We start from the raw sequence: 22,216 nt of genomic DNA, 5'->3' as shown, positions 1-22,216 counted from the left end.
CGTGAATGTTCTTGTCGTGGACGACAGCAAGCTTGCGAGGATCAATGCCGGCAAGGCGCTGCGCACGCTTCAGCCCGACTGGCAGAAGATCGAGGCCGGCAGTGCGGCAGAAGCGGTTGAAATCCTGGATCGCGAGAAGATCGACCTCGCCCTGATCGACTTCAACATGGCGGAGCGCGATGGCCTGTCGCTCGCGGCTGAACTTCGCGAGAGCCACCCTCAGATGCCGATCGCCATCATCACCGCGAATATCCAGGACGAGATCATCGCTCGGGCGCGCGAGATCAACGCTTCCTTCGTTGCGAAACCGCTGACGGCCGAGGGTTTGCAGGGCTTTCTCTCGGGGGCGGCGCTTCGCATCCGGTCGGCCGGATGAACGCTGCGGACGTGATCGAGCTGTCCGAGCTCGAGAAGGATGCACTGACCGAAGTCGTGAATATCGGCGTCAGCAGGGCCGCGCTCTCCCTGCGCAAGATGATCGGCCAGCATGTGCTGCTATCCGTGCCGAGCGTGGAGGTGCTCAGCTTCGAGCGGGCGGCAGGGCTGCTGGTGCAGCAGGGCGGCGACCAGCTGGTCGCGGTGAGGCAGAGCTTTACCGGTGCCTTTTCCGGCGGCGCGCTGCTGATCTTCCCCCAGGCCCGAAGCCTTGAGCTGGTCCGAGCGGTCACCGGTCCCGAAATGTCTCACGACGAAGTTGTGGATCTGGAGGAGGAAGCCCTTACCGAAACCGGCAACGTGATCCTCAACAGCTGTCTGGCGACGATGGCGAACATGCTGAAACGGCCGCTCACCATGTCGATCCCCCAGGTCGTCAAGGGTGGCGGCACCGACCTGCTGAGCCAGCCGGGCGAGGAGGAGGACGTCGGCCTGGTCCTCTTCCTGTACATCACCTTTTCGGTCCGCGAGCGCGATCTCCAGGGGTACATCGCGATGATGATGAACATGTCATCGCTTATCGCCTTGAAGGAACTGCTTGGCGGCTTCATCGCCGAAACCATGGCCGAGGACTTCTGAGATGAGCTGCTCCTGCTCCTCAGGAAAATGGGCGGAAGGATGAACCTGCATTCCGCAGTGCCGGAAGAGGACCCGGGAGGCGCGCGCCTGAAGGAACTGCAGGAGCGGCTGAGCATCTCCCTCGCCGCTGCCGGATCGGTCGGCAGCTGGGACTGGGACATCGCCAATCGCCGGCTTTATCTCGATTCCCGGCTGGCTGCCTTCCAGGGGATAGAGGCTGCTGACGCCGCTGCCGGATTGCCGGTCGCCAGCTTCTTTTCAGGAATCCATCCCGACGATGCACCGCGCATCCGGGTTGCCGTGTCGGCCATGCTCCACGGCGCCGAGGTGTTCTGCAAGAGCTACCGGGTCATCGCCCCGGATGGCAGCCTGCGGTGGGTCGAGGCCCATGGCCGCTGCTCCTTCGGCGAGCAGGACCAGCCGGAACGCTTCGCCGGCATCCTCGTCGACATCACCGCCCGGCAGCGCGTCGAGGAACGGTTGCGCATTGCCCAGACGGCCGGCGGAGTGGGCACGTTCGAATATGTGCCCGGGCTGCCGACCGCCACTGTGTCGGCGCAATTCTGCGAGCTGCTCGGTCTGGAGGCCTCCCCGGTCCTCTCGGTCGCGGCGGTAAACGCGCTCATCGTGGACGGCGACCGGCCGCTCCTCGACAGCCGTCCCGCCCGCAATCTCGGGAACCGGGAATATCGCATTCGGCGCGCCGACACCGGCGAACATCGGTGGATCGCACGCCGGGGCGAGATCCTCTCGGAAACCGAAGGCTCTGCTCCCCGGCAGATCGGGGTCATCTTCGACATCACCGATTTCAAGCGCACGCAGGATCAGCTCAACGACCTTAACCGCAACCTCGAAAAGCGCGTGGAAGAGGAGGTGCGGAGCCGCCAGCAGGTCGAGGAGCGGCTTCGCCAGGCCCAGAAGATGGAAGCCATCGGCCAGCTCACCGGCGGCATCGCGCACGACTTCAACAACCTGCTCACCGTCATCATCGGCAATCTGGACATGGCCCGCCGCAGGCTCGGCGGAAGCAGCGACGAGCGGGTTGAGCGATCCCTGACGAATGCCCTCAAGAGCTCGGAACGGGCCGCCTCGCTCACCCAGCGGCTGCTCGCCTTCTCCCGCCGCCAGCCGCTGGAGCCGACGTCGGTTGACGTGGCCAGGCTGGTGCAGGGCATGTTCGAGCTCCTCAACCGGTCACTGGGCGAGCAGATCGATATCAGGATGGAGTTTCCGCCCGGCCTGTGGTGCGTCGAGGCCGACACGAACCAGCTCGAAAGCGCCATCCTCAACATGGCCGTCAATGCCCGCGATGCCATGGACGGCGAAGGAACGCTGACCATCAGCGCGCAGAATAGTAGGATCGGGGCAGGCGACCCGCCCGAAACTCTCCCGGCCGGCGACTATGTCTGCCTGCTGGTCTCGGACACGGGCTCCGGGATGACCGCAGAGGTTCTCGAGCGGGCATTCGATCCCTTCTTCACCACCAAGGAGGTCGGCAAGGGCACCGGGCTGGGTTTGTCGATGGTGTTCGGCTTCGCTCATCAGTCCGGCGGCGATGTTCGCATCCGCTCGGCTGCGGGTGAGGGCACCACGATCAGCATCTTGCTGCCACGATCGCCCGAGGAAGCGAAGAACGTCGCGCCCGGGCCGGTCCACGATGCCCGGAAGAACGAGCGGACCTCGACCATCCTCGTCGTCGAGGACGACGACGACGTCCGGCTGTTCGCCGCCGAAGGATTGCGCGAGCTCGGTTACGAGGTCGTGCAGGCGAGCGGGGGCGAGGAAGCGCTGTCCCTGCTCGAGCGGCACAAGGGCCGAATTCATCTGCTCCTGACCGACGTCGTCATGCCGGGAATGACCGGACGCGAACTGGCGCAGAAGGCTCGGCAGTCGGATCCGGGCATCAAGGTGCTGCACATGTCCGGCTATCCCGGCGAGGTGATCACCACCGGCGGCAGGGTCGAGGATGGCGTGGTGCTTCTGTCCAAGCCCTTTACCTTGCAGGCGCTTGCGGCGCGCGTGACGGAGATTCTGGATTCAGATCCCGTTCGGCGCAATTGACGTCCTCCTTCGTCGCAGTGCTGGTAAGGCTCTCGAGCGCGCGATCGGCTCTATTCTATTGAGCCTCTCTCGACGACGAGGCCGTCCGGTTCAAGCGACCGCAATTTGTGGACATTTCCGCAAAATTATGTCTCTCGTGGGGAGTGGACGTAGCGGGCATCATCAATCTGGAGCCTGGCGGGAAGCACGACATTCCCGTTCACCGTGTTCCTTTGGCGATGCGCGGATTCCGAGTTGAGCACGTCGTCCTAGACAGTTCGGACGGCTATGAATTCAAGAACGTCGGGGCGACCCATTACCTGGCTCTCCATGACCTCGCCCTTGAAGACGGGGAGTTGCGTGTCGATGGCTTACGCGAGGTTCGCGAGAGGGACATTCGCGGGACGCTGACCTACGTTCCCGAGGGGCTCGGCATCTCCGGCTGGGCCAAGCCGGTCGATCGCAGGAACAGCTTCACCACGCTTCATTTCGAGCCCGCGGAGTTCTCGGACGATCTGGGCCAACGCTTCGGGGCAATCGAGGCCGTTCCCTTGATCTATGATCGCGACCCCTCGCTAGTCCAGACAATGGCGAAGCTGCGCAAGCTTGCGCAATCGGTCGATCCGGACTTGCTGTATGCCGAGACGCTGTGCGTAAGCGCCGCGCTGGAGATACTGGGAGCGGTCGGTGCGCCGCGTCCGGGGCGACTCTCCGCGCAACAGATCCGCCGCCTGACCCAGTTCGTGGAAGCCGGCATGGCCGGTCGCCTGACCCTCGACGACCTGGCCGGGGTGACGGGGCTCAGTCGTTCGCACTTCTCCCGCACTTTCACCGCCAGCTTCGGCCGGGGACCGCACCAGTTCGTGCAGGAACGGCGGATCGCCCGGGCGGAGGATCTCCTGCGCCACTCCGACAAGCACCCGGACGAGATCGCAAGCCTTGCCGGCTTTGGCAGCCCCGCCTCCTTCCGGCGGAACTTCAAGCAGGCAACAGGCCTCAGTCCAAGCGCCTATCGCAAAGCAAAGTAGGACGAAGCCCTACGGAGGGGCATGATGATCCCGAAGGAAACCCAATTGCCTGATCTCAGCAGCTGCGATCGCGAGCCTATCACGAGGCTTGGCACCATTCAGGGCTTCGGCTTCCTGGTTGCACTGACGAACGACTGGATCGTCTCAAAGGTGTCGGCGAACGTCGAACAGCACCTCGGCTGGAAGGTCGACGAGGTCCTCGGAACGCCGTTCGGTGATCTGATCGGACGTCAGGCCCAGCATGAGCTCCGCAATCGAATGGGCTTTCTTTATTCGATCGGAAGCGAGCGAATCTACGGGATCAAGCTACTCGGCACCACGCGGCGCTTCGATCTGGCGCTGCACTTCCAGGGCGATCTGCTGGTCATCGAGGGCGAGCCGTCGCAGGCTGCCGACGGCATGGAGGCAGCATCAATGGTCCGCGCCATGGCGGCCCGCCTCGCCCGTGACGAGGACCTCGCCACCTTTCACCGCACGGCCGCGCGGCAGATCCAGGCCTTGACCGGATTCGACCGGGTCATGGTCTACGAGTTCGACCGCGAGGGTCATGGCGAGGTCATCGCCGAAGCATCCCGGTCCGGGCTTGCACCCTTTCTCGGCCTCCACTTTCCGGCAAGCGACATCCCAGCCCAGGCGCGAGCACTCTACCTGCGCAATCCCTTCCGGATCATCCACGACGTCGATGCTCCTTCCGTGCCGATCCTGCCGCAAGCCGGAGCGCTTAGCGGCGAGCTCGACCTGTCGATGGCGATCACTCGCGCCGTGTCGCCGGTGCACCTGGAATATCTCCGGAACATGGGCGTTCGCGCCTCCATGTCGATCTCGATCATCGTCGATGGACGCCTGTGGGGACTGATCGCCTGCCACGCCTTCGAGCCGAAGCTGCCAAGCTTCGTCATGCGCACGGCCGCCGAACTTCTTGGGGGCATGGTTGGGATGATGCTCGGCGGCAGGCTGAACGCGGAGGCCGCCGAGGCAGAGGCGCACGCCCGCGCGCTGACCGACAAGCTGATCACCGCCATCGCCGGTGATCCCAACCTCCTGTCCGATCCTGAATGGTTGCAGGGCGTGGTGAGCGACATGATCGAATGCGATGGCGTGGCGGTGTTCCGGGCCGGGCATGTCTTCACGCACGGATTGACGCCCCCTCCCAAGCAGGTCGAGCGGATCAGCCGGCACCTCAATATCGCTTCGCCGAGCCGGGTCTTGGCGACGGATCGCCTGGCCGCTCTGATGCCCGGCCTCGAGGACTGCGCGAAGGTGGCACCCGGCATGCTCTCGATTCCGATCTCACGGGTTCCGCGCGATTACGTGATGCTGTTCCGCCAGGAGATGCTTGCCACGATCACCTGGGGCGGCGACCCCAATAAGCCGGTGGAATTCTCCGATGGGACCGAGCGGGTATCGCCGCGCAAGAGCTTCGCTGCCTTCAACGAGGAAGTGCGTGGCCGGTCCACGCCCTTTTCAGGCCGGGACGAGCGGATCGCCGAGTCCGTCAGGCTTGCCCTGATCGAAGTCATTCTCCGGCACATCGACATTGCTGCGGACGACCGCCGGCGGGCCAGCGAGCGGCAGGAACTGCTGATCGCTGAGCTCAATCACCGGGTCCGGAACATCCTCGCCCTGATCAGGAGCCTCATCACGACCACGGGCGGAACGGCTGACTCGCTCGGGGACTATGTCGAGTCGCTGAGCGGGCGGGTACAGGCCCTCGCCCGCGCCCACGACCAGATCACCCGGCAGAACTGGGGGCCGGCGCTGCTCAGCTCGCTGTTCGACGATGAGATCGCCGCCCTTCCGGGTGCCCGCGACCGGCTGGTCGTCAACGGCCCGCCTGTGATGCTGCAGCCGACCGCCCTGTCAACGCTCTCCCTCGTGATCCACGAGCTTGTGACAAACAGCTGCAAGCACGGTGCCCTGTCGACAACGGGGCGGGTGGAAGTCGCCGTGGAGACGGACGAGGCGCATGGTTTGACCGTTCGGTGGCGCGAGCTTGGCGGCCCCGCAGTCCGGGCGCCTGAACGACGTGGGTTCGGGTCCATGGTCATCGAGCGCACCATCCCCTTCGACCTGCAGGGAACCGCGGAAGTGCGCTTCGCGCTGAGCGGCCTTGAAGCCGACTTCCAGGTCCCCACGCACTATATCGTCGTGCCTACCGCCGCCGAACCACCGAACGCCGACGATGGTGCCGGCGAGGGGACTGCCCCGCTGCGCAGCGACAGCGAAACCGATGATCTTCCGCTTGCGGGCTGCTCCGTCCTGCTGGTGGAAGATAATATGCTGATCGCTTTGGAAGCAGAGGATATGCTTCGCGCCCTTGGTGCGGCGGAGGTCGAGGCGGCCTCGACACTGGCCGCCGCCGAGGCGCTGCTGGCGCGGGGCAGCTTCGATTTCGCCATGCTGGACATCAATCTTGGGCAATCGACGACCTTCGACCTCGCGACCAGGCTGGGCGAGGCGAGGGTCCCATACGTGTTCGCTTCCGGCTATGGCGAGGAGGTTGCGCTCCAGGCCAAGAGCCCGACCGCAGTGGTTCTCCAGAAGCCATACCAGAAGGAGCATCTGCGCAACGGGGTGAAGCAGGTCCGGGCGGCCGTCACGGCGACTTGAGCGGAAAATGACGGCCCCGACCTGTTATCCGGCAGGCCGGGGGCCGGGCCACGACCTAGCCGAAGCGTGCCGTGATGCCTTCGCTGAGCCGAGAGCTCGTGATCGACAGCCGCCTTGAAGGATTGCTCTGCGGATGGCGGTGCCCGGCGCGCCATCTCCGCCGCATGCAGACCAGGCCGGCTTTGGCGAGGGACTGAACGGCGGAAAATGGCCAAGCCTCCTTTTTGCCAGATTGAAATCATGTTAATCGTTACGCTGCGGATGGGAGCGATTCTCGGGTTCATGGGGTGCCCTCATGAAGCAGTGTCGATCCATTGTTATCGCAAATGCCCTGCCGTTGGAGGGGCTTGGCATTTCAAGCGTCGCTCGGCGGGCCTTCACCTGCCGGCAGGTTCGGCTTGTCGGTAACTATCAGGCGCTGTGCGAGGTCATCTCCATCGAGACCGAACTGGCCCTGATCGATGCGAGCCTGCCCGATTTCGATGCCCCGACGCACGTCCGCGGGCTGCGGCTGAGCTTTCCGACGCTCAAGATCGCGGTCGTCGCCAGCGAATTCGGGGTCCGCGACATTTTCGCGGTGCTTGCGGCGGGGGCGCATGGCGTCGTCGGCAAGACCATGGCGGCCGAGCAGCTTGTCGAAGCGCTGCGTTTGATCGTCGCCGGTCATGTCTTCGTGCCGCCGATCTTGTGCGACCTTTCCGAGCGTCCCCGGGCCGAGGCCGCCGTCGCTGGTGCTGCGACCTTCGATGGGCTCAGCCCGCGCCAGAGGGACGTGCTCCAATGCGCCTGCAACGGCAGCTCCAACAAGCAGATTGCCCGCCAGCTTTCGATTTCCGAATCCACCGTCAAGGTGCACATGAGCGCGGCCTTCCGCATTCTGGGCGTCAGCAGTCGCGCCGGCGCCGTTGCCCTGTTCAACGAGAGAGCCCAGCAGTCCCACCATTCGGCGGCGGTGGAGGCGAGGCCCTTGCTGGTGGGGGACTACGCTCACGCACGTGGGGCGAACGAGATCGAAAGTCTTAGTCCGAGGGCGCTCGAGAACTAAGACGAATGGGTGAGTTATCGGAGTCCTGAGTAACTACAACCAGACATCTCCGATCATTTCAGACCTAGTTCCCTAGCATAATGGACATAGATCCAGGTTATCTACCAATATTGTTCCTCGACCGGCCACCGGGCCATTGATTCGATTGGCGCTGACACCAGACCTCATTGTCCAGCAATGGCAGTGGGCGGGGAATTTGTTGGTCTCTTCAGAGGGGAACAGTCATGGTCAACTATATCCGTAGCGATCTCGATTTCATCCTGAAGCAGATCAAGATTGCGGAAGCGCACTCCAGCGGACAGCCGCTGTACGGGACCAACGGACTGATCCCGACCTACAACCTGTCCTGGGGGCTGCGGACGGTCGACGGGTCGTACAACAATCTGCTTCCGGGGCGGGAATATTGGGGCGCGGCCGACCAGCCCTTCCCGGCGCATGTCGACCCTTCTTTCAGCAGCATACTTGTCGATCATGATCGCAATCCCGCGACCCCGATGATCACGCTGTCCTACGATCCGACGATCGACCCGGACGGCCCCGGGCCGCGCGTCGCCGGGGACATGATCGATCCCTATGTGCGGATGATCAGCAATCTCACCGCCGACCAGACCCTCGACAATCCGGCGGCGATCATCTCCGCCCTCAGCCGTAACGGCATCGAGGGCGACCTCATCGACATCGCCGGCCAGATCAAGGAGGCCTACGAACGGCCGCTATCGGGATTTGGCGACCGCTCGATCGAGCAATTGTTCAAGGCCGTGGACGATGCCACCGATGCGGCGGCCGAGGCGACGGCGAGCGCAGCGGTCAATCCCACACCCGAGAACATCGCCGCGGCCGCGGCGGCCCAGGCAGCGCTGGATGCGGCGCGGGCCGACCTCGCCGGGGCCCGCGCGACCGATCCGGACGGCGCCGGGCCGGCGCAGTCGCTCGATGCCCTGCTCACGACCTACGGGATCGAACTGAGCGGCGCCAACGTCGTCCTTCCCAATGTCGCGCCGGACGAAGGCCTGTCGGCACCGTTCAACAGCTGGTTCACCTTGTTCGGCCAGTTCTTCGATCATGGTCTCGACCTCGTCGCGAAGGGCGGCTCGGGCCAGGTGATGATCCCGCTTGCGCCGGACGATCCGCTCTACGTGCCTGGCAGCAGCACCAACTTCATGGTCCTGACCCGCGCCACGCTCGATGAGAATGGCAATGCGATCAACCTGACGACACCGTTCGTCGACCAGAACCAGACTTATTCCTCGCACCCGTCGCACCAGGTCTTCCTGCGTGCCTATGAGATGGGACCGAACGGGCCCGAGGCCACCGGAGAACTGATCCACGGTGTCAATGGCGGCATGGCGACCTGGGGCGAACTGAAGGTCCAGGCCCGCAACCTGCTCGGCATCGACCTCAGGGACACCGACGTCGGCAATCTGCCGCTTCTGCGCACCGATCCTTATGGCAACTTCATCCCCGGTGCGAACGGCCTCCCGCAGGTGGTCATCGGCATTGGGAGCGATGGCATTCCCAACACAGCCGACGACCTCGTTGTCGAAGGCAACCTCGCCACGCCGCTCGTGCTCGCCGAGTTGAACGGCGGCCTCGGCCCGGTCCGGACCGGACATGCCTTCCTCGACGACATCGCGCACAATGCGGTGCCCGATGGCCTGGAAGACGGCGACACGGAAGTCGGCGGCAACATCCCGGCGGACGGGACGTATGACGACGAGCTGCTCGATGCCCATTACGTTGCGGGCGACGGTCGCGCCAACGAGAACATCGGCCTGACCGCGGTCCATCATGTCTTCCACGCCGAACACAACCGGCTGGTGCAGCACACCAAGGACGTGGTGATCGAGGACGCGCGCCAATTGCTTGCGAACGGCGCCAGCATGGCCGACGCCGTCGCCTTTCTGAACGAATGGCTCGATGTCGACGTCGCGGCCGTGCCGATGACGCCTGGGGCGGTCGCGGCACTGGACTGGGACGGCGAACGCATCTTCCAGGCGGCCAAGTTCGGCACCGAGATGCAGTACCAGCACCTCGTCTTCGAGGAGTTCGCCCGCAAGGTGCAGCCGGCGATCAATCCGTTCCTCGTGCCCGATGGCTACGACGCCACCATGAACCCGACCATCATGGCCGAGTTCGCGCACGTCGTTTATCGCTTCGGCCATTCGATGCTGAACGAGGACATCGACCGGTTCGACGTCAATTTCGCCGAGGGTCATATCTCCCTCATCCAGGGCTTCCTCAATCCGATCGAATTCGATCCACTCAATCCCACGATCGCAGCGGGCGACATCGTGCGGGGCATGACCCGCCAGGTCGGAAACCAGATCGACGAGTTCGTCACCAGCGCCCTCCGGAACAACCTCCTGGGGCTGCCGCTCGACCTTGCGACCATCAACCTCGCCCGCGGGCGCGATGCCGGGGTGCCCACGCTCAACGAAGCGCGGCGCGAATTCTACGCGGTCACCGACCAGGCTGCCGAGCTCAAGCCTTACGAAAGCTGGGTCGACTTCGCGGGCAACCTCAAGAACGAAGCCTCGATCATCAACTTCATCGCCTCCTACGGCACCCACAGCCTGATCACCGGCCAGACCACTGCCGAAGGCCGGCGCGATGCCGCACTGACCATCATCACCGGCAATTCGGTCGGCGGGCTGGCAGTTCCGGCGGATGCCGTCGACTTCCTCAACGCGCAGGGGGCCTGGGCCGGCGGAAGCCTCGGCGGGCTCGAGAATGTCGACTTCTGGATCGGCGGCCTGGCGGAGAAGACCATGCCGTTCGGCGGCATGCTCGGCTCTACCTTCAATTTCGTCTTCGAAGTGCAGATGGAAGCGCTGCAGAGCGGCGACCGCTTCTATTATCTGCAGCGGCTGGATGGCCTGCACCTCTTCGGTGAGCTCGAGGCCAACAGCTTCGCGTCCATGATCATGCGGCACACCGACGCGGTGCACCTGCCCTCCGACGTGTTCAGCGCGCCTGCCTGGATCCTGGAGGTCGATCAGTCCCGTCAGTTCAACGACAGCAATGGCGACGGGGTCTTCGACAACCTCGATCCGCTCGGCGGCGGGATCCTGACACCCCTCATCGTCCGCAACAATCCGTCCACGGCCGGTCCGGACAGCAACTATCTGCGCTACACCGGCGGCGACCATGTCGTCCTCGGCGGCACCGAAGCAAATGACATCCTGCAATCGGGCATCGGCGACGACACCATCTACGGCGATGGCGGGAACGACCGCATCGAGGGTGACTTCGGCAACGACATCCTCAACGGTGGTGACGGCGACGATATCATCCGCGACCGCGGCGGCGACGACAACATCAAGGGCGGCGACGGCAACGACGCCATTCATGCCGGACCCGGTCTCGACCTGGTCCTCGCCGGCGCGGGACAGGACTTCGTCGTCCTCGGTACCGATGCCGGCTCCGAAGTCTTCGGCGGCGAGGGTGACGACTTCATCCTCGGCAACAAGAATGCGGAACGCATTCTCGGGAACGAGGGCAACGACTGGCTGGAAACCGGCACCTTCGACGGCGCTCCCGGCGACAATTTCGACGAGATCTTCGCCGAAGACGCAATCAACGGCCACGACGTCTTCCTGGGCGATGGCGGCTTCGACGAATTCATCGGCGAAGGCGGCAACGACATCATGGTGGGCAGCCTCGGCCGCGGCAAGATGGCTGGCATGTCGGGCTTCGACTGGGCGACCTACAAGGACTTCGGCTTCGGCGTGAACGCCGATCTCTCAATCCCGATCGTGTTCGATGAAAGTCCGACTCTTCCTCCCAACACGGCTCTGGATGAGTTCGAGAGCATGGAAGGCCTTTCGGGTTCGCGCTTCAACGACGTGCTCAAGGGATCGCACGACACGGCCGCGGATCGTCTGCCGACCAGCCAGGGGGGAACCTCGGGCTTCCAGGGCAGCATTCTTACCGCCGACGGGATCGCGCTGATCTCCGGGCTCCAGCAGCTGCTGGGCGCGGGCGTAACTTCCTTCTCGGCCGGCGACATCATCCTTGGCGGGGATGGCAGCGACCTCATCCAGGGCAACGGCGGCAACGACCTGATCGACGGCGACCGCTGGCTTGATGTGCAGATCGGCGTCTACGCCACCGCCGACAAGGCCGGCGCTCCGATCCGGCTCGTCAGCAGCATGAAGGAGCTGACCAACGACATCTTCAGCGGCGCCATCAATCCCAACCAGCTTGGCATCGTCCGGTCCATCAAGACCGACTCCACCGCGGGTGACGTCGACGTCGCGGTCTTCTCCGGCAACCGGGCGGACTACAACATCGGCGCCGTGAATGGCCGGCTGACCGTCACCCACGCCCGGGGCACCCAGGTCGATGGCGTGGACACGCTTCTCGGCATCGAGCGGCTTCGCTTCGCCGACATGGAAATTTCCACCAATAGCCCGGCGACCGGGGCACCGGTGATCAGCGACCCGACCCCGACCGCGGGTCAGGCCCTGACGGTCAACACGGCCGCGATTGCCGATGCGCAGGGGCTTGGCGCCTTCAGCTACCAATGGCGGTCCTCGGCCGATGGCATCACCTGGACCAATATCGCCGGCGCGACCCTTGCCACTTTCACGCCGACGAACGCGGCGGGCATGGCGCCGGACCCGCAGCAGGGTCTTCGCCTCAGCGTCGTCGTCAGGTTCACCGACGGCTTTGGCAATCCCGAATCGGTCACCTCGGCCGCCACCGGGCCGGTAGGCGCGAATTGGGCCGGTGACGGAGGCAGCAACCAGTTCACCGGAACCGCCGGCGACGACATTGCCAGCGGCAATGGCGGGGCGGACACGCTGAACGGCTTCGCCGGCAACGACCTGCTGAACGGCGGCGGCGGGAATGACATCGTCAATGGCGGCGACGGAAACGATACGCTGAACGGTGGCGATAACAGCGACACCCTGACCGGCGGGAACGGCAACGACGACCTGAACGGTGGCGACGGTAACGACACCGCTGTCTTCGCCGGCGCGTCCACCGCCTACACCTTCGGCGAAGCCGGCTCGGACCTCGTGATCACCGCCGTGTCGGGGCTCGAAGGCACCGACACCGTGGGGAACGACGTGGAAGTGATCCGCCTGAATGGCGTCAACTACAACGTCCTCGCCGGGAACGGCTCGTCGCAGACCCTGACCGGGAACGCCACCAACCAGATCATCCTCGGACGCAATGGCGCCGACGTGATCAACGGCGCTGGCGGAAACGACATCATCCTGGGCGGAGCCGGAGCGGACAGCATCACCCAGAGCGCCGCCAATGCGGGTGCCGACTTCGTCGACGGCGGGGCCGGTGCGGACACCTACACCCTTGTCGGCACCGCCGCGGCCGAGACCTTCGACATCATGACGAGGGCAGCGGCGGAAGCGGCCGGAGTGACCGGCCTCCATGCTTCCACGGAGATCGTCATCCGCCGCAATGGGGTGCTGTTCGCCGAGCTCGACAATATCGAGGAGATCGTCGTCAACGGAACCGTGACCACGACGAACACTGGCGATGGCGTCGTGAACGGCGGAAACCTGGGCGGCGACACGGTGAACGTCATCGGCGATTTCACCCAGACCAGCCTCGACTACAGCACGATCACGGTCAATGGCGGCAGGGGGGCCGACACGGTCGACATCTCCCGGCTGAGTTCGGACCACAGGCTCGTGTTCAACACCAATGGCGGGTCCGACGAGGTCATCGGCTCCCTCAGGCCGCAGGACGTGGTGAACGGGAGTGCGAACGGCTTCGCTCTCGACCTGAAGGCGCTCGGAGTCCTTGGCCGCATGCGGGAGATGCTGGAGAGCAACACCGACTATGGCTCCAGCGGGCGCCTGCAGAAGATCTTCTCGGAAGGTTGGGCGCCAGGCAGCGCATTCGTGGACATGCCGCCGGCCTGGAGCGCGCCGGAGACGAGGGAGCGGGCGGAGATCCACGGCTTGCAGTTCGACCCCGCGGACCATCTGATTGTGTGAGCTGAGCAAGGCGGCCGGGCTCGCCTTTCGAGCCCGGCCAGCCCGCCTTTCGCAATTCGAATTCTTGGGGGGCCGACATGCGCCTGTTCTGGATCAGGATCCCGCAACCTTTCGAAGCCGCTCTAGGGCAATGCCGGAAGCATTTCCTGCTCGTTGCCTTCTTCAGCGCGCTGATCAACCTGCTCTACCTCGCGCCGACCATCTACATGATGCAGGTCTACGATCGGGTGGTGCCGACCGGCGGGGTGATCACCCTGTACGTCCTGACCCTGCTGGTCGGAGCCGCCATTGCCATCCTGAGTGCTCTCGATGCGGTCCGCTCGAGGCTGATGCTGCGAGCCTCCATCCGGCTGGATCGCCTGCTCTCGGCCGCTGTCATGGCGCGGGCGCTCGCGCCTCCTGACGAGCGGCCGAGCGCACAGGCTTTGCGCGACTTCGACAGCGTCCGCAGTGCGCTCAGCGGCCCCGGCATCACCGCCATGTTCGATGCGCCCTGGGCCCCTCTCTACCTGCTCGTCGCCTTCCTCATCCATCCGCTGCTCGGCCTCATGGTCCTGCTGGGCGCCGGCCTGCTGATCATGCTCGCGATCCTCAACGAACGCGCCAATCGGCTGAGCGGCAGCCAGGCCCATAGCGCGCAGGCCAAGGCCTATGCCGAACAGGACGCCACCTTCCGGGGCGCCGAGGTGGTCCGCGCACTCGGCATGGGGACCGCCCTCATTGCCCGCCACAGCGAACAGCGCAGGAGCGGGCTTGTCGCCGCCTTCGATGTCCAGCTGACCAGCGGTCGTTTCACCGCGCTCGTGAAGTTCGTGCGGATGTTCATGCAATCGCTGGCGCTGGGGGTGGGGGCCTGGCTGGCCATCAACAACCAGATTTCGGTCGGCGCGATCATCGCCGCGTCGGTCTTGCTCAGCCGCGCCCTGCAGCCGGTCGAGCAAATGGTCGGCAGTTGGCCAGCTCTCAGCCAGGCTCACCAGTCACTGGCCTCGCTCGACCGCCTGTTTGCGACCACCGGCAGCAATGAGGAGCATCGCCTCGCCCTTCCGGAGCCCACGGGCAACCTCCAGATCGCCGGGATCAGCGTCTTCGCCGCCAATGGCGAGGTGCCCATCCTTCGCAACGTCAGCTTCGGGTTGAAGCCCGGCACGCTGACCGGCGTGGTCGGTCCGTCGGGCGCCGGCAAGACGACGCTGGCACGCGCGGCTGCCGGGTGCATCATCCCGGACACCGGCGAGCTCCGCATGGACGGCGCCCGCTATGCGGACTGGCACCCAGAGCGGCTCGCCCGCTACATCGGCTACCTCCCCCAGCAGCCGACCCTGCTTCCGGGCACCGTCGCCGATAATATCTCGCGCTTCAGCCGCCCATCGTGCGGGACCGACCAGGAGGTCGTCGATCACGACATCGTCCATGCCGCGCAGATGGCTGGAGTCCACGACACCATCCTGCGCCTTCCTGCCGGCTATCAGACCCGGATCGGCGACGGCGCTGAGGTCCTGTCGGCGGGGCAGGCGCAGCGCATCGCCCTCGCCCGGGCCCTATTCGGCTCGCCCAAGGTCCTGATCCTCGACGAACCCAACAGCGCCCTCGACGCGGAGGGGGAAAGCGCGCTCGGCCGCGCAGTCAAGGCCGCATGCCTTCAGGGTGCCGCGGTGATGATGATCGCGCACCGTGCGCAGATCCTGGCGGCGGCCGAGAATCTGGTGGTGATGAATGCTGGGACCGTCGTCAAACACGGCCCCCGCGCCGACGTTCTCGACGAGCTCGCGCGCGACGCCGCTCGGTCGAATGTCGTTCCCCTGACTGAAAGGGCCTGATCCATGAACGAGATGCGCAATCGCGAGGCATTTCGGGCGTCCGCCCGCTGGCAGGATACGGAGGATTCGCCCCTGCGCGATGCTCGCCGCGGCGCTCTTGTCGGCGGATTGTTCTTTGTTGGCCTGCTCGGCTGGGCGGCTTTGACCCCGCTCGATGCGGCCGCTTACGGCCAGGGCGTGGTGACCGTGTCGGGTAACCGCCAGGTCGTCCAGCACCGCGAAGGCGGGATCATCAGCGCCCTCTTCGTGACCGAAAACCAGCTCGTCCGGAAAGGCGCACCGCTGGCGGTAGTCTCTTCCTCCGACCTCGTCGCCGGCGAGCGCAGCATCGCCGGCGAAGTCCTCTCGCTCCTCGCCATGCGGGCTCGGCTTCTCGCTGAAAGTCGTGATTCCGGGTCGGTGCCCATGCCCGAGGAATTCGCCATGCTCGAGGGTGACCAGCGCAAGATCGCGGAGACGGCGCTCGCCGGCCAGCGAAGCCTGTTCGAAGCCCGTCGCGCGTCGCTCCGGACCGAGCAGGCGGTCCTGGCCCAGCGGATCGCCCAGCATGGCCAGCAGATCGGCGGGATCGAGCATCAGATGTCGGCCAATCGCGATCAGCAAAGGCTGATCGGCGACGAACTCGCCGGCCTTGCCGCCCTCGTCCCCAAGGGCTTCGTCTCGATCAACCGCCTGCGTGCGGTCGAGCGCGAGGCGAGCGCCCTCGACGGGCACTACGGCTCGTACCGGTCGGAGATCGCCCGGTCGCGCGAGGCCATCGGCGAAACCCGGCTGCAGATGGTGTCGCTTCGCAAGCAGATGGCGAGCGAGGTCGCCGGTCAGCTTCGCGAGGTCCAGGCACGGCTCGACGAACTTCAGCCGCGGCTGCTCGCCCTGCGCGAGCAGGTGGCACGCTCGGTCGTCCGCGCGCCGGCCAGCGGCCGGATCGTCGGCATGCGGGTGTTCACCGTCGGCGGGGTCCTTGCCGCGGGGGACACGCTGATGGAGGTCGTGCCCCAGGACCGCGACCTGGTCGTCCAGGCCAAGGTCGCCCCGCGCGACGCCGACGATCTTCGTGTCGGCATGGAGACGCAGGTCAACTTCACCGCGCTCCAGGACCGCAACCTGCCGATCCTCAAGGGCAAGGTGACCAAGATCTCGGCCGACAGCCTGGAAGACGAGCGCACCGGGCAATCCTACTTCCGGATCGAAGTGGTCGTTCCCCCGAACGAACTGACCAAGGCGAACAGAGGCAAGGACGCTGCCGTTCACGCCGGTCTTCCCGCCGACGTACTCATCCCGCTCCGCCGCCGCAGTGCCTTTCAGTATCTGTTCGAGCCGCTGACCCGATCGCTCTGGCTGGCCGGGCGCGAAGGATGAAGAGCAGGCGACCCCAGGATCCCGGTCCGCCTTGCGCAAGGGAAGCGCCTCTGATCGACCAGGACCAGGACCAGGACCAGGATTATTATGCCCGGCGAGCAGAGGACGAGCTGTCCGCCGCCAGCCACGCTACTCACGAGGCCGCCCGGCGTATCCACCTCGAACTGTCCGCAAGATATGGCGAACTGGCGGGGAGAGGCAATGAGCGTCCGGATCGGGCTGGCCGAGACGAGCTTCGCCTTCCCTGAGGCCCGGCCTGGACTCCCCTGCGTCGACCCAAAGACCGCAGCCCATTTCCCGGAAAGTCATCAACTTAGCCCGCGGGCCACAAGGGGCTGGGTTCCGGGAAAGCCGAACGACGGAAAGGTGAGTCAGGCGGCCGCTGCCCTCAACTCCGGCAAGCCCGGCGCTTTCAGTCAAGAGCAGATGGCTGTGCGTTTGGGCCATCTGTCGGCCGACGCCGCAAATGGCCATGCTGATGCCATCCAGGCCGAAAGGCGATGATGCGGTAAGTAGCGCCTCGTTCAGCGCCGCATCTGCTCCGCACTTTCCGGCGCCACGGAGCGCCGATCCACGCCCGCCGCCCGGTACGGAACCGAAACGACGCCGGCGGCATTTGGGATGAATGGAGATCCGCAGCTTTATTCTCTGCGCAGCGGTCGCGCTGGGAGCCTGCAGCCAGATTCCGCGCGATCCGGAGCGCTCGTTCGAACGAGTCCGGCAGGAGGGCCGCTTCAGAGTTGGCGTGATTTCCGGCAGTCCCGAAGGCGAGCGACGCGGGCTGATGCTGGTCGACGAGGTTGCCAGAACCACCGGCGCTCGACCGGCGATCCAGCATGGCCCAGCCGAGCCGTTGCTCGAAGAACTCGAGCAGGGCAGGCTCGACCTGGTGGTCGGCGCCATGGCCCAGAAGAGCCCATGGCGAACCAAGGTGCACTTCCTTCCTCCGCTCGGCCCTGACGACGGATCCAGGCCCGCCACAATGGCGATGACCCGCAACGGCGAGAATGCGTGGATCGCGATGCTCTACCGCGAGGCCGGGAAGATCGGCAGGCTCCAGTGAGCCGGACCATGCCCCAGGAGATCGAGCAGGATTTCGCCCGGGCGCAGCGGCTGGAGTGGTTCACGCTGGTGACCATGAGCACGGTCCTGGTGGTGATGTTCATGGCCGCAGGATCCAGTCAGGCCATGCGTACGGCATGGTTCGAGGACCTGCTCAGCCTCGTGCCCGCGCTGGTGTTCCTGGTCGCGGCCAAGCTCGAGCGCCGGCCGCCGAGCCGCGCCTTTCCCTATGGTTTTCACCGGGTTCAAAGCCTGGCCTTCCTGATTTCGGCGGTTGCGCTTGCGTCCGTCGGGACATTTCTCCTTTTCGAATCGACAAGCACACTCCTCAAGCGGGAGCATGTCACCATCCCTCCGGTCACCATGTTCGGCGAGACCCTTTGGCTCGGCTGGCTGATGATCGCGGCGCTGGTCTATTCGGTCATTCCCCCGCTCATCCTTGGCCGGCTGAAGCTGCCGGTCGCGCAACGGCTGCAGGACAAGGTGCTGCACACCGACGCGCTGATGCAGAAGGCCGACTGGATGACGGGCCTCGCGGGGATCGCCGGGGTGCTGGGCGTGGGCTTCGGCTACTGGTGGGCGGATGCAGCGGCCAGCATCGTCATTGCTGGAAGCATCGTTCATGACGGCGTGAACGCCCTGCGATCCTCCACCGCCGAACTGATCGACGGCGCTCCGCGCAAGCTGGAGAAGGACGAGATCGCGCCCGAGGCGGAGGAACTGAGGCGGCGGCTTGCCGGACGCTACCCAGGTGCGCAGATCCGGCTGCGCGAAACGGGCCGCTTCATCAACGCACAAGTCAGCGGCGTGCTGCCGGAGGATCAGGTCGAGCTTGAAGCGCTGTGGCCGGCAGGCGAGGACCGTCCCTGGCGCCTCGCCCAGGTCAGCTTCGTGCCGCCCGGAGCGGAAATGACTTCCTGACCTGCCTGCCGGGTTCGGCTCAGCCCATGCCTCGGGACAGCAGCAACAGCCGCCCGAAGCAGCGACTCCGACGTGCGGGCAGCTCGGTTTCAGGACATTCGCAGGAGCATAGTACCGCCTACGTCTTGCTGGCGTGTTCCGGCTTTCCCTTGCGCTTGGTGGAAGCCAACTCCTCCAGCTGCTTCTCGCTCATTGATGCCGCCATCTGCTTGGATGGACCCTTCAGCTCGCCCTTGGGCGTGTCCCCGCGCTTGGCTGAGAGCGCTGCACCAGCGGCCTTCTGCTGGGCACCTGATTTTGCGGGCACATCCGTCTCCTTGCGTCTGGACGATGGTGGAACAGCTAATCGGCGTCTCGCGAGACCGCGGGACGTGAGTTCGCGTTTGGCTTGACGGGAACCGTCTTGGGACCCTGCTTGCTGCGGGACGGTCCCTTTCCTTCGGACAGGGACTCCTCGAGGCTACCCTCTCCCATGTCGAGGTCCTGCAGCCTTGGCTCTTTTTCCTTTTCCATCGACGTCAGCCACCCTCAGCGGTTAGAGTCATGCGACACGAACGGGCTTCGGCGTAAGTTGCTCCGCCTGCGACGCCCCGGGGTGTGCGTCCTTCGCCTTGGCCTCATTCTCGCTTCCCGCTCGCAGAACCTTCTCTCCCTCTTCATCACGTTGCGCGGGATGTAGGCAGGCTCTAGGCTCCAGCACTTGGACGAACCACCCAGGCCAGCGTGGGCCGACAGAGTAGGACGGCGATTGGCCATCGATCCGGATCACAGTTCGAACGCCGCATTGCAGGAGAGTGAGCGCCGCTTTCGCGCGCTCGTGACCGCAACCGCGAACCTTGTCTTTCGGGTAAGTCCCGACTGGCGCGAAGTGCTAAGGCTCGACGGGGCAGGCTTCATCGCCGACACCAAAGAACCCGCTTGTGATTGGATCGAGACTTACATCCCGGCGGATGAGCGGCCGCGTGTTCGCGATGCGATCGAGAAGGCGATTGCCGCGAAGGCTATGTTGGAGCTTGAGCACCAGGTGGTGCGCAAGGACGGTACGGTCGGGTGGATGTTCTCGAGAGCAGTACCCATCCTCGATGACGCCGGCGAGATCGTCGAGTGGTTCGGTGCGGCCAGAGATGTCACGGAGCGCGTCAAGGCGGACCAGAGCTTCACCCGCTTGTTCCAGGCATCGCCAGCGCCGTTCCTGGTGCTCGCGCCAGATGCACCGCGCTTCACCATCAGAGAGGTGAACGACGCTTACCTTGCCGCCACCATGACAACGCGCGATGGCATCGTCGGACGCGGTGTGTTCGAGGCTTTTCCGGACAATCCTGACGATCCTGAGATCAAGGGCGTGAGCACCTTGCGCGCCTCGCTCGAACGCGTTGTGAAAACGCGTGAACCGAATACCTTGCCGGGACTGAAATATGACATCGCTCGGCCGGACGGAGGGTTCGAGGAGCGCTGGTGGAGTCCGGTCAATTCGCCCGTTCTCAACGAACGCGGCGAGGTCGAAGCCATCATCCATAACGCCAACGATGTGACTGACCAGCGCCGCGCGGAGGCGGCGTTGCGCGCGAGCGAAGCGCGCCTGCGCGAGCTGAACGAGACACTGGAAAGACGGGTCGCCGAAGCGCTCGCCGAGCGCAAGGTTTTCGCCGATGTGGTCGAGGGGGCCACCGCCACGACGATGGCGCTGGACGTCGACTTCAAGATCCTGGCGATCAATCGCGCCGCCGTCGATGCTCTGGAGCGCATTTACGGCATCAGGCCACAGGTTGGCGAAAACATCCTTGAGCTGCTGAAGGACTTGCCCGAGCATCAGGAGCAGGTTCGGCAGATGTGGGCCCGCGCCTTCCTTGGCGAGGAAGTGGTGATCAGCGACACGTTCGGAGACGCCCGGCGCGAGCGGATTGCTTATGAAGTTCGGTTCGGTGGCTTACGTGATCGCAACGGGCAGCTGATCGGGGCCTGGCACACGGCTTACGACATCAGCGATCGACTGCGGGCGGAGGCCGAACTGGCAACAGCGCAAGAGGCGCTCAGGCAAAGCCAGAAGATGGAGGCCATGGGGAACCTGACCGGCGGCGTGGCCCACGACTTCAATAATCTGCTGACCCCGATCATCGGTGCGCTCGATATGCTGCAGCGCAAGGGGCTCGGCGGCGAGCGCGAGCAGCGGCTGATCGGAGGCGCGGTGCAATCCGCGGAGCGCGCCAAGGTTCTCGTTCAGCGCTTGCTCGCCTTCGCGCGGCGCCAACCGTTGCAGCCGGTCGCCGTCGATGTCCGCGCGCTCGTGCGGAACATGGCCGACCTGCTGGCAAGCACGACGGGGCCCCAGATCAACGTCGTGGTTGATGCCGGAGATGGCTTGCCGCCGGCGAAGGCCGACCAGAACCAGCTCGAAATGGCGCTCCTGAACCTGGCGGTGAATGCCCGCGACGCGATGCCGGACGGGGGCACGTTACGGATCAGCGTCTCGGCCGAAGTGGCGCTGCCCGAATCGCAGGCCAAGCTGCCGCAGGGCCGGTATGTGCGCGTGTCGGTAGCCGACACCGGGGTCGGAATGGACGAGGCTACGCTTGCACGTGCAGTGGAGCCGTTCTTCTCGACCAAGGGGATCGGCAAGGGCACCGGCTTGGGTCTTAGCATGGCGCACGGTCTTGCTTCGCAACTCGGCGGGGCGCTGACGATCAGTAGCAAGCCGCGCCTCGGAACGAATGTCGAGCTCTGGCTGCCGCAGACAGAAGCATCGCCCGAGGTGCCCAACATGATGAAAGAAGCGGCCACGGCCGCAGGCTGCGGCACCGCGCTCCTGGTTGATGACGAGGAATATGTGCGCCTCAGCACGGCCGACATGCTCTCCGACCTTGGCTACCAGGTGATCGAGGCAGCTTCGGCCGAGGAAGCGCTGGGCATGATCGAGAATGGGGCACATCCGGATCTCGTCATCACCGATCATCTCATGCCCGGCATGACAGGGACCGACTTGGCGCGGGCGTTGCGCCGCCGCCGCCCCGATCTGCCCGTGCTGGTGGTTTCGGGCTATGCCGAGGTGGACGGCGTTGCTGCCGATTTGCCGCGCCTTGCGAAGCCGTTTCGCAAGAGCGAACTGGCCGCGAGCCTCGCGGAACTGTCCTCGTTCACGCTGTCGTGAACGGAGCGCCGGGTAACGCTTCAGTGCCTGTTACTCGCACCGGGCGATCGCCACGTCGACGCTAAGCCTTGACGAACTCTCGGCAAAATCATGTCGAGCGCCCGAGCGGCCTCAACCACTCTCCGATCATCAAGCCGGCAGAAAGCGCTGCGACCGCAGAAATTCGATCGCTGGTGACCCCTACGGGAGGGGTCCGTAGTACG

14 protein-coding genes are annotated in these 22,216 nt (G+C 65.1%); 13 read left to right on the top strand and 1 reads right to left on the bottom strand.

The features are described 5' to 3' along the window. The first annotated feature begins 1 nt into the window (after nucleotide 1). The 12 genes from JOY29_RS07650 to JOY29_RS07595 all read left to right on the top strand — a co-directional run bounded on the left by JOY29_RS07650 (nucleotide 2) and on the right by JOY29_RS07595 (nucleotide 18,868). Entirely contained in the window at nucleotides 2-376 is a 375-nt protein-coding gene (locus tag JOY29_RS07650) for a response regulator transcription factor (protein ID WP_367280008.1), read from the top strand. Beyond that, nucleotides 373-1,014, top strand: coding sequence for a chemotaxis protein CheX (locus tag JOY29_RS07645; protein WP_300972935.1), 642 nt, complete (start codon nucleotides 373-375; stop codon nucleotides 1,012-1,014). Before JOY29_RS07650 ends, JOY29_RS07645 begins: the two co-directional genes overlap by 4 nt. Nucleotides 1,015-1,053: 39 nt before the next feature. Continuing rightward, nucleotides 1,054-3,075, top strand: a complete 2,022-nt coding sequence (locus JOY29_RS07640; protein ID WP_300972934.1) for a PAS domain-containing protein — start codon at nucleotides 1,054-1,056, stop codon at nucleotides 3,073-3,075. A gap of 143 nt (nucleotides 3,076-3,218) precedes the next feature. Next, on the top strand, nucleotides 3,219-4,082 hold the full coding sequence (locus JOY29_RS07635) for an AraC family transcriptional regulator (RefSeq protein ID WP_300972933.1): 864 nt from the start codon (nucleotides 3,219-3,221) through the stop codon (nucleotides 4,080-4,082). Between the two features lie 45 nt (nucleotides 4,083-4,127). Beyond that, nucleotides 4,128-6,692 (top strand): HWE histidine kinase domain-containing protein, encoded by a 2,565-nt coding sequence (locus tag JOY29_RS07630; RefSeq protein WP_300972932.1) that lies wholly within the window; start codon nucleotides 4,128-4,130, stop codon nucleotides 6,690-6,692. Nucleotides 6,693-7,029: 337 nt separating this feature from the next. Then, nucleotides 7,030-7,737 (top strand): response regulator transcription factor, encoded by a 708-nt coding sequence (locus JOY29_RS07625; RefSeq protein ID WP_300972931.1) that lies wholly within the window; start codon nucleotides 7,030-7,032, stop codon nucleotides 7,735-7,737. Nucleotides 7,738-7,961: 224 nt separating this feature from the next. Next, a complete protein-coding gene (locus JOY29_RS07620) occupies nucleotides 7,962-13,706 on the top strand; it encodes a peroxidase family protein (RefSeq protein WP_300972930.1) in 5,745 nt (1,914 codons plus the stop codon). 77 nt (nucleotides 13,707-13,783) lie between these two features. Then, nucleotides 13,784-15,526, top strand: a complete 1,743-nt coding sequence (locus JOY29_RS07615) for a type I secretion system permease/ATPase (protein WP_300972929.1) — start codon at nucleotides 13,784-13,786, stop codon at nucleotides 15,524-15,526. Between the two features lie 3 nt (nucleotides 15,527-15,529). Next, complete coding sequence (locus JOY29_RS07610) at nucleotides 15,530-16,885, top strand: HlyD family type I secretion periplasmic adaptor subunit (protein WP_300972928.1); 1,356 nt, start codon at nucleotides 15,530-15,532, stop codon at nucleotides 16,883-16,885. Continuing rightward, nucleotides 16,882-17,133 carry a hypothetical protein gene (locus JOY29_RS07605; RefSeq protein ID WP_300972927.1) on the top strand — a complete coding sequence of 84 codons (252 nt, stop codon included), beginning with the start codon at nucleotides 16,882-16,884 and terminating at the stop codon, nucleotides 17,131-17,133. The genes JOY29_RS07610 and JOY29_RS07605 overlap by 4 nt, the downstream gene beginning before the upstream one ends. Nucleotides 17,134-17,510: 377 nt before the next feature. Then, a complete protein-coding gene (locus JOY29_RS07600; RefSeq protein ID WP_300972926.1) occupies nucleotides 17,511-17,948 on the top strand; it encodes a hypothetical protein in 438 nt (145 codons plus the stop codon). After that, a complete protein-coding gene (locus tag JOY29_RS07595; RefSeq protein ID WP_300972925.1) occupies nucleotides 17,945-18,868 on the top strand; it encodes a cation diffusion facilitator family transporter in 924 nt (307 codons plus the stop codon). The genes JOY29_RS07600 and JOY29_RS07595 overlap by 4 nt, the downstream gene beginning before the upstream one ends. 118 nt (nucleotides 18,869-18,986) lie before the next feature. Here the strand turns inward: JOY29_RS07595 and JOY29_RS07590 are convergent, their stop codons facing one another. After that, complete coding sequence (locus JOY29_RS07590) at nucleotides 18,987-19,175, bottom strand: DUF3008 family protein (protein ID WP_300972924.1); 189 nt, start codon at nucleotides 19,173-19,175, stop codon at nucleotides 18,987-18,989. Nucleotides 19,176-19,616: 441 nt separating this feature from the next. On the opposite strand from JOY29_RS07590, the gene JOY29_RS07585 reads away from it, so the two are divergent. Beyond that, a complete protein-coding gene (locus JOY29_RS07585; protein WP_300972923.1) occupies nucleotides 19,617-22,013 on the top strand; it encodes a PAS domain-containing protein in 2,397 nt (798 codons plus the stop codon). Nucleotides 22,014-22,216 lie beyond the last annotated feature (203 nt).

Source organism: Sphingomonas sp. LHG3406-1, from assembly GCF_029637485.1.
GTDB lineage: Bacteria > Pseudomonadota > Alphaproteobacteria > Sphingomonadales > Sphingomonadaceae > Sphingomicrobium.
Note: the sequence above shows the minus strand (reverse complement) of the source record. Positions and strands in the feature narration are given on the sequence as shown.